The sequence below is a fragment of the Kluyvera sp. CHPC 1.251 genome, assembly GCF_036759945.1.
GTDB lineage: Bacteria > Pseudomonadota > Gammaproteobacteria > Enterobacterales > Enterobacteriaceae > Kluyvera > Kluyvera sichuanensis.
The window spans coordinates 95,337-109,942 of the sequence record NZ_JAPKIC010000004.1; the positions used below are offsets into that span (position 1 = coordinate 95,337).

Genomic DNA, 14,606 nt, shown 5'->3' on the forward strand with positions numbered 1-14,606 from the left:
TTACGCGCGCGTCATCGCCGGAATAAACGCAATATGCGTCGCTATTTATTGCGTTGATGTCGCGACAAGATGGGTAAAATGCATGCATTCTTTACTCACTGGAGCGTTCCATGCGTCAGCTCATTGCCCCTCTCACCGCTGCGGCACTGGTCTTTAGCCCATTGGCTCTGGCAGCCGATCTCCAGGCACAGCTCACCGATTTTTTCACCCAGCGTCTGACCGGCTTTAGCAATGAGGTCAGCGTGAAGTTACGGAACACGCAAAACCTTCAGCTTGCCTGCGACGCACCTGCGCTGAGTACGCCGGGCAATTCGCGACTGTGGGGAAATCTGACGGTGGTGGCGCAGTGCGGGAACGCAAAACAGTATTTACAGGTCAACGTGCAGGCAATTGGCGACTATGTGGTTGCCGCCGCGCCTATCGTGCGCGGCACGCCCATTGCGGCGCAGAACGTGACATTAAAGCGCGGGAGACTCGATCAGCTGCCGCCGCGGACCATGCTCAACCTGTCACAGGCGCAGGATGCCGTGAGCCTGCGCGATGTCGCCATCGGCCAGCCGCTGCAGCTGTCGATGGTGCGCCAGTCGTGGCGCGTCAAGGCCGGACAGAAGGTGATGGTGATTGCCCAGGGTGAAGGTTTTAGCATCAATGGTGAAGGTCAGGCATTAAACAACGCCGCCGTCACGCAGAACGCGCGGGTGCGCATGCCGTCAGGTCAGGTTGTGAGCGGTCAGGTCGATACTGATGGGAATATTCTGATTAATCTATAAACGTTATAAAGAATATGTGTCGCTTGCCGATAGATAATTAACATTTAAGAGAGTCGGCGCCTGCGCCATACAAGAGCCTCAATGAGGAAAGAACCATGAGCATCGATCGTACATCTTCTCTGAAAGCGGTGACCAGCGTCCAGCAACGCGAAACCCCTGAGACCAGCGCTCCGAAAGTGCGTGCGGAAAAAACGGCGACGGCAACCAGCGCCAGCGTCACGTTAAGTAACGCCCAGACGGCGTTAACCCGCTCCTCTGCCGGCGATATTAATATGGCGCGCGTTGAAGAGTTGAAAACGGCTATTCGCAACGGCGAGTTAAAAATGGACACCGGCAAAATCGCCGACGCGCTGATCCAGGACACACAAGATTATCTGCAGAGTAAATAAGAGATGAGCGGTTTGTCAGCCATACTGGACCAAATGACCAGCATTCTGAACTCGCTGAAAGCGGTGATGGATGCTGAACAACTGCAGCTCTCCGCAGGCAGCGTTAACGGCCTGCAGCTTGCCAGCATCACCGAAGAGAAAAGCTCTCTGCTGGCAACGTTAGACTATCTGGAGAAGCAGCGTCGCGTCGAACAGGACGCCCAGCGTGAAACGCGCGAAACATATAGCGACCGCTGGCAGGTGATTACCGAGACCACGCAGCATCTGCGTCGTCTTAATCAGCATAACGGCTGGCTGCTGGAAGGACAGATCCTTCGTAACCAGCAGGCGATTGATGTGCTTAAGCCTTTCCAGGAAACCGGACTTTACGGCAAGGATGGTCAGGCAGCGGGTGCCCCGGTGGCGCGCAGCGCGAAGAAATATTCCGTCTGAATTGCGGCGGGGCCACAGAATGTGCCCCGCGCAGTGCCTTTCTATTACGCCGTACGGCGTGCAAACTCTTTAATCTTAAAGCCTACCAGCGCCAGCGCGGCGAAGTAAGCAACGATACCGACCACAACCACTCCCATAAGACGCAGCAGGCGAATTGGCATCCCGCCCTGTGACCATTCCGGCATTACGTGCAGCAGGCCAAGCAGCGCCCCTGCCATCACCAGCACGGCAAAAATCAGACGGATCAGGAACGATCTCCAGCCCGGCTGTGGGGTAAAGATTTTTTGTTTACGCAGCTGCCAGTAGAGCAGCGCGGCGTTCAGGCAGGCCGCCAGACCAATCGACAGCGACAGCCCCGCATGCTTCAGCGGGCCGATAAACGCGAGGTTCATCAGCTGAGTCATAATCAGGGTAACGATAGCAATCTTGACCGGCGTTTTAATGTCCTGACGCGAATAGAAGCCCGGTGCCAGCACCTTCACGATAATCAGGCCGATAAGCCCCGCAGAGTAGGCCACCAGCGCACGCTGGGTCATGGCGGCATCAAAGGCGGTGAATTTACCGTACTGGAACAGCGCGACGGTCAGCGGCTTGGCCAGAATACCCAGCGCAACGGCGCTCGGTAGCGCCAGCAGGAAGCACAGGCGCAGACCCCAGTCCATCAGACGGCAGTATTCATCGTGGTTGCCGTTGGCAAAGCTTTTCGACAGCGACGGCAGCAGAATGGTCCCCAGCGCCACGCCCAGTACGCCGGATGGGAACTCCATCAGACGGTCGGCATAGTACATCCACGACACAGAACCGGAAGCGAGGAAGGAGGCAAAAATGGTGTTGATGATCATCGAGACCTGGCTAACGGAAACGCCAAGAATCGCCGGGCCCATCTGTTTCACCACACGTACCGCGCCAGCATCTTTGAAATTGACGCGCGGCAGCACCAGCATGCCAATTTTTTTCAGGTGCGGCAGCTGATAAGCCAGCTGCAGCACGCCGCCGACGGTTACCGCCCACGCCAGCGCCAGAACCGGCGGATGGAAGTGCGGCGCGGCAAACAGCGCAAAGCCAATCATGCTGACGTTAAGGAACGTCGGCGCAAACGCTGGCACCGAGAAACGGTTCCAGGTGTTGAGAATCGCTCCGACCAGCGAGGCCAGGGAAATCAGCAGAATATAGGGGAAGGTAATGCGCAGCAGCTGGGTCGTCAGCGCAAATTTATCTGCGGTGTCGGCAAAACCCGGTGCGGTAATGGTGATCACCCACGGCGCCGCCAACATGCCCAGAACGGTAACCAGCGCCAATACCAGCGTCAGCAGGCCCGAGACGTAAGAGACGAAGACGCGCGTCGCTTCTTCGCCCTGCTTGCTTTTGTATTCGGCCAGAATCGGCACGAACGCCTGCGAAAACGCGCCTTCGGCAAAGATACGGCGCAGCAGGTTCGGCAGCTTAAAGGCCACAAAAAAGGCATCGGTCGCCATCCCGGCACCAAAGACTCGCGCTACCAGAGCGTCACGCGCAAATCCCAGTACGCGCGAAAACATCGTCATCGAGCTGACGGCAGCCAGCGATTTTAATAGATTCATTAACTTGTGATTCCACAACCCGGATCAAAGCGCCCGATGGATGAGCGCTAAAAAAGTGGCGTTAGTCTACCGGGTTCGGGATGAATTGCTACTGCCAGATGTTACAGCAGGTTGCTCTGGGAAGCCGTAGGCCGGATAAGCGCAGCGCCATCCGGCATTATGCGTGACCTATTCGCGGATCGCCTCACGCCACAGTCCTTCAACTACCCGCTGCGCCGCTATCGCCTGCTCTCCCGCCGTCTCTGGAACCGTCTGATTCTGCACGCACTGAATAAAATGATGCGCACAGCCGGTAAAGCCGCGCTGTTCAAGGGTCGTCTGCCAGCCAGGAATCGGCCGGGTTACAATGCCGGACCCGCGTTCCTCGCGCCACTCGCGCATATCCGACACCTCAAACAGCCCGCCGTCGGCCACCGCCTGCACCCACTCGCGCTGGCTGCCTGCCCGGCGGTGCATGCTGGTGGTAATTTGCAGCCCCGGCTGGCTGAAATGGTGCTCGGCATAAAACATATGCCCTTCGTCAGTGGTTTGCAGTACCCCATCGCGCAGCGTCGCTTTCCCGTCCGCCAGCCACAGTGCGGTATCGACCACGTGCAGATAATCGTCGAGCAGCGTAAAGCGCAGGTCGTGCGGGCCAACGCTGTCGGCACGGTGTTTATCCATCCGTAACGACGACATCTCTGCGGCGCGCTTTTTCAGCTCGCGGTAAAGCGGGGCAAAGCGGCGATTGAAGCCGACCATCAGCGTCAGGTTTTTCCGCGCAGCCAGCGCCACCAGCCGTTCCGCGTCGTCAAGCTTATCGGCCAGCGGTTTATCCACGCAGACGTGGACGCCAGCGTTCAGCAGCTCACTCACCACCGCATAGTGCGATGCAGTAGAACTGTGCACGAAGACCGCATCGCACTGGGCGGCTAATGCGCTCAATGAGTCGGCATAAGGCAGGCGATAGGTTTCGCACACCTTCAGCGCTTTCTCTTTACCCGGTGACCACGCAGCCTGCAGCGTCCAGTCCGTGGCGGCGCTTAATACCGGCAGCCAGGCTTTCTGCGCAATACCGCCAAGCCCCACCACACCAATGCGAATCTTCGCCATAAGACTTACTCCCCGAGGTGCGCCAGCAGTGAATCCAGACGCTGTTTAAGTTCGGCAACTTCCCCTTCGAGCATCTCGACGCGGGCCAGCAGGCTATCGTCCGCCGCTGGCGCATCGCTCTCGGTCGCTACCGCCTGAAGATCAACCTCACCGCTGAACAGATGCATATAGCGGCTTTCCCGCTTACCCGGCTCACGCGGCAGACGCACCACAAATGGGCCATCTTCGCGGTTTGCCAGACGTTCCAGCGTATTCTCCACTTCCGCCATATCAGCAAATTCATGCATGCGCTGCGCACGACCGCGCAGCTCGCCAGGCGTCTGGTCACCGCGCAGCAAGAGCGTGGTGACCAGCGCCACTTCCGCCGTCGACAGCTTCAGATCGCCAAATTCGGAGTTGCAGAAGCGCTGCTCGTACTTAGTGACGCGGTTGCCAAACCCGCTCACCGTGCGCAGGTAATGACGCTTCACCAGCGTATCCAGCTGATCCTGCACTTCCGCTTCGCTGAGGGTCATCACCGGCTCGCGGTTAGTTTTTTGATTACAGGCCGTGACCACGCCGTTTATCGATAGCGGATATTGCTCCGGCGTCGTGACCTGCTTTTCCAGTAAACAGCCAATGACGCGGGCTTCCAGCGGGCTCAGTTGATATTTCATTCGGGTCTCCTTATCGACCTGCAGTCCATTGTGGGGTGGTCAACGCCGTCAGCACGTGATCGCGCCATTCACCGTCAATCAGTAGATAGTCTTTTGCGTAGCCTTCTTTTTCAAAGCCCAGTCGCGCTAGCAGGTCGCCGCTGCGCTTATTATGCGGCATGTAGTTGGCCATAATACGGTGAATATGTTGAGTGCGCTGCATATAGCGAATCGCGCTGGTCAGCGCTTCATACATCATCCCCTGCCCCTGCCATTTCTGGCCGATGGAGTAGCCGAGATAACAGGCATGAAACGAGCCGCGCACTACGTTGGAGAAGTTCGCCACGCCGATAATCTCTTTCTCTTCCGGGTCAAGCAACGCGAAATAGAACGCCGTTCCCTGCTTATGAAACTCATTAATCATCGACAAACGCGCCTGCCAGCCGGAAGGATAGCAATGACTGTCGTCACGAATCGGTTCCCAGGGCTTTAAAAATTGCCGATTCTCGGCGTAATAGTCGGCCAGACGCCAGGCGTCCCGGTCGTGAATCAGACGCACCACCAACCGGTCGGTGGTCAACCTAACTTTCGGCACATTACTGCGATAGCCAAACATCTCACTACTCCTGTACCCAACATATACCCTGGTCGTCTCACTCTACCTGCCCACGGCGGTCAATGAAAACAACAATCTGTCATGATGCATTGTGATAAAAAAGCCCCATCGCTGGCAATACGTGAAAAAGTGAGATAGTCCGGCAAAATGAAGATGTTACCGCGCTTCTCTCTTTATCACGAGCCGTGACATTACGCGCCCTCATGCATAAAGACGAACGTTGCGAAATCAATGCCATTAAGAGACAAATAAATTAATCTCGGATTTGCGAAAATTCGCATCCCAAATACTCAGGCGGCCTGTTCATTACGCCGACGGTTATTCTCTCTGCTTTTTCTATTTAAGGTGCCATGATGGGCGAAATTAGCGTCACCAAACTGTTAGTGATTGTCGTTCTTGTTGTTCTGTTATTCGGTACCAAAAAACTTGCCTCTTTGGGCTCCGATTTTGGTGCGGCGCTGAAAGGGTTTAAAAAAGCGATGAACGATGACAATCATGCTGAAAATGATGCCGATTTTCTCAATGAGAAAACCACACAGGGCAATGCTGAGGCCACTGACACCAAACAAAAACGAGGCTGATATTGCACCGCATAAAGACCGCTGAATGAAACTACAGGTAAACGTTCCGTCGTAAAATCCGCCCATGGCATGGCCTCCAGCGCCTTCGCTACGGCACTTTCAGCATTTTCCGCTGTCAGAGTTCTACTAACAGGGTATGCTGCTTTATGTCAGGATGCACCGAACGCTTTACCTTGAGGAACCTCATGAAAAAATTGTTTGTTATTGCCGCACTGATCGTTAGCGGCCTGGTAGTTGGCTGTAATCAACTCACGCAATACTCCGTTAGCGAGCAGGAGATTAACCAGGCGTTACAGAAGCGGAATAATTTCTCGAAAGATATTGGGGTGCCCGGCGTCGCCGATGCCCATATCGTCCTGAGCAACCTCTCCAGCGCAATTGGTCGTGAAGAGCCGAACAAAGTGACACTGAGCGGCGATGCCAAACTGGATATGAACTCCCTCTTTGGCAGCCAGAAAGCGAATATCGCCCTGACGCTGAAAGCGCTGCCGGTGTTCAACAAAGAGCAAGGCGCCATCTACCTTCAGGAGATGGAGATCCAGGATGCAAAAGTAACGCCGGAGAAGATGCAGACGGTGGTACAGACGCTGATCCCTTACCTCAACCAGTCGCTGCGCACCTACTTCAACAAACAGCCGGCCTACGTGCTGAAAGAAGATGCCAGCCAGGGTGAAGCGTTGGCGAAGAAATTTGCCAAGGGTATTGAGGTGAAACCGGGCGAGATCATTATCCCGTTCACGGACTAATTTCCCGGAACGCCCCCTTTAAACCCTCTCCCCTCAAGGAGAGGGTTTTCTTCTTTTGCAAACAAATTTCACGGAAAAGGATGCAAAGGAAAACGTTTCCGCTTATCCTTAGTGCCCGGCAAAAAATGACTGATATCCCACCAGCCGGAGCCTCAAATGACCGCATTACCGCAAGTTCTGAAAATTCGCCGCCCAGACGACTGGCATATCCATCTTCGCGATGGCGAGATGCTAAAAACGGTTGTCCCGTATACCAGTGAACTGTATGGCCGCGCAATTATCATGCCGAACCTGGTTCCGCCAATTACGACTGTGGATGCAGCTATCGCCTACCGCCAGCGCATCCTTGACGCTGTGCCGGCCGGGCACAACTTCACGCCACTGATGACCTGCTACTTAACCGACACCCTCGATCCGAACGAGCTGGAGCGCGGTTTTAACGAAGGCGTATTCACCGCAGCGAAACTGTATCCGGCGAATGCCACCACCAACTCCAGCCACGGCGTCACCAGCACCGATGCGATTATGCCAGTGCTTGAGCGCATGGAAAAACTGGGAATGCCGCTGCTGGTGCACGGTGAAGTCACCCACGCAGATATTGATATTTTCGACCGCGAAGCGCGATTTATTGACACCGTGATGGAGCCGCTGCGCCAACGCCTGCCGGGCCTGAAGGTCGTCTTCGAGCACATCACCACCAAAGATGCCGCGGAGTACGTGCGCGACGGCAACGAACTGATTGCCGCCACCATTACCCCTCAGCACCTGATGTTCAACCGTAACCATATGCTGGTAGGCGGCGTACGCCCTCACCTTTACTGCCTGCCAATCCTTAAGCGCAATATCCACCAGCAGGCGCTGCGTGAACTGGTTGCCAGCGGTTTTACCCGCGCCTTCCTCGGCACCGATTCCGCCCCACACGCACGTCACCGCAAAGAGGCAAGCTGCGGCTGCGCAGGCTGCTTCAACGCCCCGACGGCGCTGGGAAGCTACGCGACCGTATTTGAAGAGATGAACGCGCTGCAGCACTTTGAAGCCTTCTGCTCTCTGAACGGCCCGCGCTTCTACGGCCTGCCAGTAAACGAGGATTTTGTCGAACTGGTACGCGAAGAGAGCCAGGTTGCCGAAACCATCGCGCTCAGCGACGATACGCTGGTGCCATTCCTGGCCGGTGAAACGCTGCGCTGGACGGTGAAAAAATAATTTCGCGCCCCCTGTTGTAAAACTCGCAAGGTAACTGTATAAATATACAGTATATTACACAGGGGGCAATTATGCGTATTGAAGTTACCGTTGCAAAAACCACTGCACTGCCTGCAGGGGCGCTAGACGCGCTGGCAGACGAACTTTCCCGCCGTATTAACGACCAATTCCCGGACAGCGGAGGCACCGTCAGCGTGCGCTACGCGGCCAACAACAACCTCTCCGTCATCGGCGGCATTAAAGAAGATAAAGACCGCATCAGCGAGATCCTCCAGGAAACCTGGGAGAGCGCGGACGACTGGTTCATCACCGATTAAGATTTGCTCCCTCATTGTGTTTTTGCCGGGTCGCCCCGGCTTTTTTTCGTTCTTTTCTGCTTGTTATTTCCTCATTTATCCCCATCTTTTAGATTAGCCGCAAAAACAATGAACAATATGGTTGTTTATTGCGCGAACGACCGGTCTATTCAGGAATTTATGTTGCTTTTGATTTCAATTCTCGAGTATTTATTGAATTGTTGTATACTGATAAAGCTTCACAAAAAATTGCATTGAACCTCGAGAGTTGTTGCCTTTTAACACATGAAGAAGGGGTTATGATGGAAAAGAATAATGAAGTCATCCAGACCCATCCCCTCGTCGGATGGGACATCAGCACCGTTGATAGCTACGATGCCATGATGCTGCGCCTGCACTACCAAGACCCCAATCAATCGAGCAATAAAGAAGCTGAAGTTGGCCAGACCCTGTGGCTAACCACCGATGTCGCACGTCAGTTTATTTCCATACTGGAAGCCGGGATTGCCAAGATTGAGTCTGGCGATTACCAGGTCAATGAGTATCGCAGGCATTAACGCTGATACTTTCGTCGTATTAACGACCAACAGGCACCTACGGGTGCCTTAATTATTTTCACCCTTGTATAACAACTGTCGGTTAATTACTCTACCAGTCTCTGGCTTCGCGCTTTATCATCGTGTCGGGAATCACTATGGAATACGATCTTATTATTATTGGCAGCGGCTCCGTAGGCGCTGCGGCAGGTTATTACGCCCGTAAAGCGGGTTTAAATGTACTGATGACCGATGCCCATATGCCACCTCATCAGCAAGGAAGTCATCACGGCGATACCCGTCTGATGCGCCACGCCTACGGTGAAGGTGAGAAATACGTCCCGCTGGTCCTTCGCGCCCAGGCGCTATGGGACGAACTTGCCGCAACCAGCGGCGAAGCGCTGTTTGAACAGAGCGGCGTCGTTAACCTTGGCCCCGCTAACTCCACCTTTCTGAACACCGTCGCCCAGAGCGCTGAACAGTTCTCTCTGCCCGTTGAACATCTTGATGCCGCGGCGGTCATGTCCCGCTGGCCCGAAATTCGCGTCCCCGCAGACTACCGGGCCATCTTTGAGCCTGGCTCAGGGGTGCTGAAAAGCGAACTGGCGGTGAAAACGCTGATTGCAATGGCGAAAGACGCTGGCTGCGCGCAGCTTTTCAACTGCCCGGTTACCGCTATTCATCGCGATGAGAACGGCGTAACCATTGAGACCTCCGAGGGAAGCTGGCGCGGCAAAAAACTGCTGCTGACGGCAGGAACCTGGGTCAAACAACTCTATCCTGACCTGCCTATCCAACCAGTGCGCAAAGTGTTTGCCTGGTTCCAGGCCGACGGTCGCTACAGCCGCAAAAACAACTTCCCGGCGTTTACCGGCGAGCTGCCAAACGGCGACCAGTTCTACGGTTTCCCGGCGGTGGAGAATGAGCTGAAGATCGGTAAACACAACGGCGGTCAGGTCATCAACAGCCCGGAAGAGCGTAAAGCGTTTGGGAGCGTCGCCACCGACGGTTCCGAAGCGTTCAGTTTCCTACGGCAGATACTGCCAGGCATTGGCGGCTGTCTGTACGGCGCGGCCTGTACCTATGACAACACGCCGGATGAAGATTTTATTATCGACACCCTGCCCGGCCAGCCCGATGTGCTGTTTATCGGTGGCCTGAGCGGTCACGGCTTTAAGTTCGCCACCGTTCTGGGGGAAATTGCCGCGCAGTTCGCACAGCAGAAAACGCCGGAATATGATTTATCGCCGTTTGCGCTGTCCCGCTTTAACGGCTAACGAAAGCCTAAAAAAAACGGCCCTGAATCATCAGGGCCGTTATATCGAGAATGCTATGCGTCGCCTGTTCTACTTTCTGCTCAACAACGTCCGCGAACACCTGATGCTGTATCTGATGCTCTGGCTGCTGCTAGCGCTGCTCGACATCGCCTGGCTCTACTTCAATTAATCGTTCTGGGTCTGCGGATCCGGGATACCTAAATGGGTATTCAGGCGACCGCGCGATTTATTAAAGATCTTATTGCCGTTTTCACGCCCGGCACGACGCAGACGCTGCTCCTCTTCAGGAAGCTTGTGCTCTTCCTGGCAGCTTTCACTACAGCAGCCTTCGTATTTCTCCGCACAGGTCGGGCACTGAATAAACAGCAGGTGGCAGCCATCGTTCAGACAGTTGGTGTGGCTATCGCACGGCGTACCGCACTGATGGCAGTGGGCAATGATATCGTCGGAAATCCGTTCGCCCATGCGCTCGTCAAAGACGAAGTTTTTACCCACAAAGCGTACCGGTAACCCCTGTTCGCGAGCGCGACGGGCGTACTCAATAATGCCGCCTTCGATATGCCAGACCTGATTAAAGCCGTTGTGCTTCATCCAGGCACTGGCTTTTTCACAGCGAATGCCGCCGGTGCAGTACATGACAATTTTCTTGTCTTTATGCTCCTGCATCATCTCAACCGCTTTCGGCAACTGCTCGCGGAAAGTGTCGGCCGGGATCTCCATCGCCTGTTCAAAATGTCCTACTTCGTACTCGTAGTGGTTACGCATATCGATAAACAGCGTGTCGGGGTCATCGAGCATGGCGTTCACTTCCGCCGCTTTCAGGTACTCACCCACGTTGCTGGCATCAAACGTCGGATCGTCGATCCCATCGGCCACGATACGCTCACGAACTTTCATGCGCAGCACCCAGAACGATTTCCCGTCATCATCAAGCGCAATGTTCAGACGCAGGTCTTTTAGCGCCGGGTCAAAGCGGTTCAGGCAGTCACGCAGCGCCTCAACCTGGCTCTCCGGTACGCTAATCTGCGCGTTAATCCCCTCGCGAGCCAGGTAAACGCGACCAAAGACATTTAGCGCGGAAAGCGCGACATACAGCGCATCACGCGTCGCTTTTGGATCAACAATGGTGAAGTACTTATAGAATGAGATGGTGGTGCGTGGCTCAGTTTCTGCCAGCATCTTCGCTTTCAGCGTCTCATTCGAAATGCGGTTATGTAACACTGGCATGGTGTTCTTATCCTGCAAAATAGAATGGATGGGAATAATCGGGGCGCATGATATAGCAATCATCGTTAATTTACATCCCCACATTTTGCGCTACATTCTCTTCACCATTACTAATGCTCTGCAAAATAGTTGTATGAATAGACAACAGTCGTGACGTGGTCGTTTTGGCTGACGGAAAAATAGTGCGACAATAGAGCCAGTTGCTCGTAATAACAGGAAAGACATGACCCAGTTACCTAAATTCACCACAGCGTTGCTGCACCCCCGCTACTGGCCGTCCTGGCTGGGTGTCGGTGTGCTCTGGTTAGTTGTTCAACTGCCGTATCCGGTTATTTATCGCCTCGGGAACGCTATCGGCCGACTGGCCCTGCGACTGATGAAGCGTCGAGCCCAAATTGCGTACCGCAATCTTGAGCTCTGCTTCCCGGAAAAGAGCGAAGCTGAACGCCATCAGATGGTGGTTAAGAATTTTGAGTCGGTAGGGATGGGCGTGATGGAGACCGGGATCGCCTGGTTCTGGCCGACTAAGCGCGTCAACCGCTGGATGGATGCCAGCGGCCTTGAGCATATCCGCGCCGTGCAGGATTCCGGCCGCGGCGTTTTGCTGATCGGCATTCACTTCCTGACGCTGGAAATGGGCGCCCGCATGTTCGGTATTCATAACCCGGGAATTGGCGTCTACCGGCCTAACGATAATCCGGTTATCGACTGGCTGCAAACCTGGGGTCGTATGCGGTCAAACAAAGATATGATTGACCGTAAAGACCTGAAAGGCATGGTCCGCGCACTGAAAAACGGCGAAATTATCTGGTATGCGCCAGACCACGACTACGGCCCGCGCGCCAGCGTCTTCGCACCGCTGTTCGCCGTGAAAGATGCCGCCACGACTTCCGGCACCTGGATGCTGGCAAAAATGTCAAAAGCGTGCGTGGTCCCCTTTGTACCGCGCCGTAAACCGAACGGCAAAGGCTACGAACTGATTATCCTCGAACCGGAATGCGACCCGCCGCTGGAAAATGCCGAAGCCACCGCCGCGTGGATGAACACCATCGTCGAAAAATGCATCATGATGGCCCCAGAGCAATACATGTGGCTGCATCGGCGCTTTAAAACGCGCCCGGAAGGGGCACCTTCACTGTACTAATGTTTTCACGCGCAGCGCCGGCTGCGCGTTTTTGTTTAAGCTTTAAAAGCGGACCACATTGCAGTGATATGAACACAGGAGCATAATTAGCAGGCTTATAAATACATTCTCTTTTGGCGACATTTCGCCTGCGGAACCCTATGCAACCCTCAGAAGCCCCCATTAACTGGAAGCGTAACCTCGCTGTCGTTTGGCTCGGCTGTTTTTTAACCGGTGCGGCATTCAGCCTGGTCATGCCTTTCCTGCCGCTTTACGTTGAATCGCTCGGCGTCACCGGCCACAGCTCGCTGAATATGTGGTCCGGTCTGGTCTTCAGTATCACCTTCCTGTTCTCTGCCATCGCGTCACCGCTATGGGGCGGCCTGGCCGACCGCAAAGGGCGTAAAATCATGCTGCTGCGCTCGGCGCTAGGTATGGCAATCGTCATGCTGTTCATGGGGCTGGCGCAGAATATCTGGCAGTTTCTGATTCTGCGCGCACTGCTTGGGCTGCTGGGGGGATTTATTCCTAACGCCAACGCGCTGATTGCCACCCAAATTCCGCGTCACAAGAGCGGTTGGGCGCTGGGCACGCTGTCGACTGGTGCCGTGAGCGGCGCGCTGCTGGGGCCGCTTGCTGGCGGTTTTCTTGCCGATAACTACGGCCTGCGTCCGGTGTTCTTTATGACCGCCGCGGTGCTGTTTGTCTGCTTCGTGATGACGCTGTTCTTTATCCGCGAGCAGTTCACGCCGGTATCGAAAAAAGAGATGCTGCACGTCAAAGAGGTGTTTGGCTCGCTGAAAAACCGCGAACTGGTGCTGAGCCTGTTCGTCACCACGCTGATTATCCAGGTCGCCACCGGCTCTATTGCCCCTATTCTGACGCTCTATGTACGCGACCTTGCCGGGAATATCAGCAATATTGCCTTTGTCAGCGGTATGATAGCCTCGGTGCCCGGCGTGGCGGCGCTAATTTGTGCGCCGCGTTTAGGTAAGCTCGGTGACCGTATTGGCCCGGAAAAAATTCTTATCGTGGCGCTGGTAGTCTCCGTGCTGCTGCTGATCCCGATGTCGTTTGTGCAGAACCCACTGCAGCTCGGTATCCTGCGCTTCCTGCTGGGTGCCGCCGACGGCGCGCTGCTGCCTGCGTTGCAAACGCTGCTGGTCTATAACTCCAGCAACCAGATTGCTGGCCGTATTTTCAGCTATAACCAGTCGTTCCGCGATATTGGTAACGTCACCGGGCCGCTGATCGGCGCTGCGGTATCGGCAAACTACGGCTTCCGCGCGGTCTTCTGCGTAACCGCCGCCGTCGTGCTGTTCAACGCCATTTACACCGGTTTTAGCCTGCGTCGCAGCCCTGTCCCTTCTCGATCTTAAACGTATCGTCCGGCGGTTTGCGTTAAATCAAATCGCCGGGCGTGTACAACTCAAAAGTTCAGCTATTATTTCCCTGAATACCTCATCACATTGCAGGGAGTTGAGATGACTTTATACGCCACGCTCGAAGAAGCTATTGATGCGGCACGTGAAACGTTCCTCGCCGATAACCCCGGACTTGAGGAAGATGAAGCGGACGTAGAGCAGTTCAATATGCAAAAGTACATACTACAGGATGGTGACATCATGTGGCAGGCCGAGTTCTTCGCTGAAGAGGATGAAGAAGGCGAGTGCGTGCCGATGCTCAGCGGTGAGGCAGCACAAAGCGTATTTGACGGTGATTTTGACGAGATAGAACTGCGTCAGGAATGGCTGGAAGAAAATACGCTGCACGAATGGGATGAAGGGGAATATCAGCTTGAGCCCTCGCAGGATACCGAAGAGGGCCAGACCGCCGCCGATGAGTGGGACGAGCGTTAATTATTCGTAAGGACCATGGCTCGCGTCAATCGGCAGCAGCAGCGTGTCGAAGACCAGCGAGAACGGTAGATCGAGAATGGTGACGTAGCGCCAGGCAGAGTCGCGCAGATCCCACTTCACACCCGAATAGTACTGATTTCCGTGGCCCTGGCCCGGGATCGTCCGGCTGATAATGCTGCCGCATCCGGTAAGCATTATCGCCATGGCGGCGACCAGTATCATTCTTATCACGTCGTTTACCTCA

General features: G+C 55.0%; 19 protein-coding genes. 13 read left to right on the forward strand and 6 right to left on the reverse strand.

The features are described from left to right. Positions 1–110: 110 nt before the first annotated feature. The 3 genes from flgA (at position 111) to flgN (ending at position 1,591) form a co-directional block, all read left to right on the forward strand. Positions 111–770 (forward strand): flagellar basal body P-ring formation chaperone FlgA, encoded by a 660-nt coding sequence (gene flgA / locus V6940_RS09585; RefSeq protein ID WP_185666429.1) that lies wholly within the window; start codon positions 111–113, stop codon positions 768–770. Positions 771–865: 95 nt separating this feature from the next. Then, positions 866–1,159 carry a flagellar biosynthesis anti-sigma factor FlgM gene (gene flgM, locus V6940_RS09590; protein WP_035896484.1) on the forward strand — a complete coding sequence of 98 codons (294 nt, stop codon included), beginning with the start codon at positions 866–868 and terminating at the stop codon, positions 1,157–1,159. Between the two features lie 3 nt (positions 1,160–1,162). Beyond that, positions 1,163–1,591, forward strand: a complete 429-nt coding sequence (flgN, locus tag V6940_RS09595) for a flagella biosynthesis chaperone FlgN (RefSeq protein ID WP_333495682.1) — start codon at positions 1,163–1,165, stop codon at positions 1,589–1,591. 44 nt (positions 1,592–1,635) lie between these two features. Here the strand turns inward: flgN and murJ are convergent, their stop codons facing one another. The 4 genes from murJ to rimJ all read right to left on the reverse strand — a co-directional run bounded on the left by murJ (position 1,636) and on the right by rimJ (position 5,514). Further along, positions 1,636–3,171, reverse strand: coding sequence for a murein biosynthesis integral membrane protein MurJ (murJ, locus tag V6940_RS09600; protein WP_333495683.1), 1,536 nt, complete (start codon positions 3,169–3,171; stop codon positions 1,636–1,638). Positions 3,172–3,339: 168 nt separating this feature from the next. Beyond that, the gene (locus V6940_RS09605) at positions 3,340–4,254 is read right to left on the reverse strand and encodes a Gfo/Idh/MocA family protein (RefSeq protein WP_333495909.1); all 915 of its coding nucleotides are present in this window, start codon (positions 4,252–4,254) and stop codon (positions 3,340–3,342) included. Positions 4,255–4,268: 14 nt separating this feature from the next. Then, entirely contained in the window at positions 4,269–4,919 is a 651-nt protein-coding gene (locus V6940_RS09610) for a YceH family protein (RefSeq protein WP_333495684.1), read from the reverse strand. Positions 4,920–4,929: 10 nt separating this feature from the next. After that, positions 4,930–5,514, reverse strand: a complete 585-nt coding sequence (gene rimJ / locus V6940_RS09615; protein WP_035896479.1) for a ribosomal protein S5-alanine N-acetyltransferase — start codon at positions 5,512–5,514, stop codon at positions 4,930–4,932. Positions 5,515–5,867: 353 nt separating this feature from the next. Between rimJ and tatA the strand changes: the two genes are divergently transcribed. The 7 genes from tatA (at position 5,868) to V6940_RS09650 (ending at position 10,322) form a co-directional block, all read left to right on the forward strand. Then, on the forward strand, positions 5,868–6,095 hold the full coding sequence (tatA, locus tag V6940_RS09620; RefSeq protein ID WP_333495685.1) for a Sec-independent protein translocase subunit TatA: 228 nt from the start codon (positions 5,868–5,870) through the stop codon (positions 6,093–6,095). Between the two features lie 185 nt (positions 6,096–6,280). After that, positions 6,281–6,841, forward strand: coding sequence for a lipoprotein (locus V6940_RS09625; RefSeq protein WP_035896888.1), 561 nt, complete (start codon positions 6,281–6,283; stop codon positions 6,839–6,841). A 156-nt stretch (positions 6,842–6,997) separates the two neighbouring features. Further along, positions 6,998–8,044 carry a dihydroorotase gene (gene pyrC / locus V6940_RS09630; protein WP_333495686.1) on the forward strand — a complete coding sequence of 349 codons (1,047 nt, stop codon included), beginning with the start codon at positions 6,998–7,000 and terminating at the stop codon, positions 8,042–8,044. A 71-nt stretch (positions 8,045–8,115) separates the two neighbouring features. Further along, complete coding sequence (dinI, locus tag V6940_RS09635; RefSeq protein WP_270501927.1) at positions 8,116–8,361, forward strand: DNA damage-inducible protein I; 246 nt, start codon at positions 8,116–8,118, stop codon at positions 8,359–8,361. 281 nt (positions 8,362–8,642) lie between these two features. After that, positions 8,643–8,897: a biofilm formation regulator BssS gene (gene bssS, locus V6940_RS09640; protein ID WP_035896892.1), complete on the forward strand. Its 255-nt coding sequence runs from the start codon at positions 8,643–8,645 to the stop codon at positions 8,895–8,897. Between the two features lie 137 nt (positions 8,898–9,034). Further along, positions 9,035–10,153 (forward strand): N-methyl-L-tryptophan oxidase, encoded by a 1,119-nt coding sequence (gene solA, locus V6940_RS09645; RefSeq protein ID WP_333495687.1) that lies wholly within the window; start codon positions 9,035–9,037, stop codon positions 10,151–10,153. Positions 10,154–10,208: 55 nt separating this feature from the next. Then, positions 10,209–10,322: a DUF2770 family protein gene (locus V6940_RS09650; protein WP_185666435.1), complete on the forward strand. Its 114-nt coding sequence runs from the start codon at positions 10,209–10,211 to the stop codon at positions 10,320–10,322. Here V6940_RS09650 and trhO read toward each other — a convergent pair. After that, positions 10,319–11,380 carry an oxygen-dependent tRNA uridine(34) hydroxylase TrhO gene (trhO, locus tag V6940_RS09655; RefSeq protein WP_333495688.1) on the reverse strand — a complete coding sequence of 354 codons (1,062 nt, stop codon included), beginning with the start codon at positions 11,378–11,380 and terminating at the stop codon, positions 10,319–10,321. The genes V6940_RS09650 and trhO overlap by 4 nt on opposite strands. Positions 11,381–11,603: 223 nt before the next feature. Between trhO and V6940_RS09660 the strand changes: the two genes are divergently transcribed. The 3 genes from V6940_RS09660 (at position 11,604) to V6940_RS09670 (ending at position 14,362) form a co-directional block, all read left to right on the forward strand. After that, complete coding sequence (locus V6940_RS09660) at positions 11,604–12,524, forward strand: Kdo(2)-lipid IV(A) acyltransferase (protein WP_333495689.1); 921 nt, start codon at positions 11,604–11,606, stop codon at positions 12,522–12,524. A gap of 140 nt (positions 12,525–12,664) precedes the next feature. Beyond that, the gene (mdtG, locus tag V6940_RS09665; RefSeq protein WP_333495690.1) at positions 12,665–13,882 is read left to right on the forward strand and encodes a multidrug efflux MFS transporter MdtG; all 1,218 of its coding nucleotides are present in this window, start codon (positions 12,665–12,667) and stop codon (positions 13,880–13,882) included. A 105-nt stretch (positions 13,883–13,987) separates the two neighbouring features. Then, the gene (locus tag V6940_RS09670; protein WP_185666439.1) at positions 13,988–14,362 is read left to right on the forward strand and encodes a MysB family protein; all 375 of its coding nucleotides are present in this window, start codon (positions 13,988–13,990) and stop codon (positions 14,360–14,362) included. On the opposite strand, the gene V6940_RS09675 is transcribed toward V6940_RS09670, so the two are convergent. Beyond that, the gene (locus V6940_RS09675; RefSeq protein ID WP_191091979.1) at positions 14,363–14,584 is read right to left on the reverse strand and encodes a YceK/YidQ family lipoprotein; all 222 of its coding nucleotides are present in this window, start codon (positions 14,582–14,584) and stop codon (positions 14,363–14,365) included. It lies immediately after the preceding gene. Between the last annotated feature and the right edge of the window lie 22 nt (positions 14,585–14,606).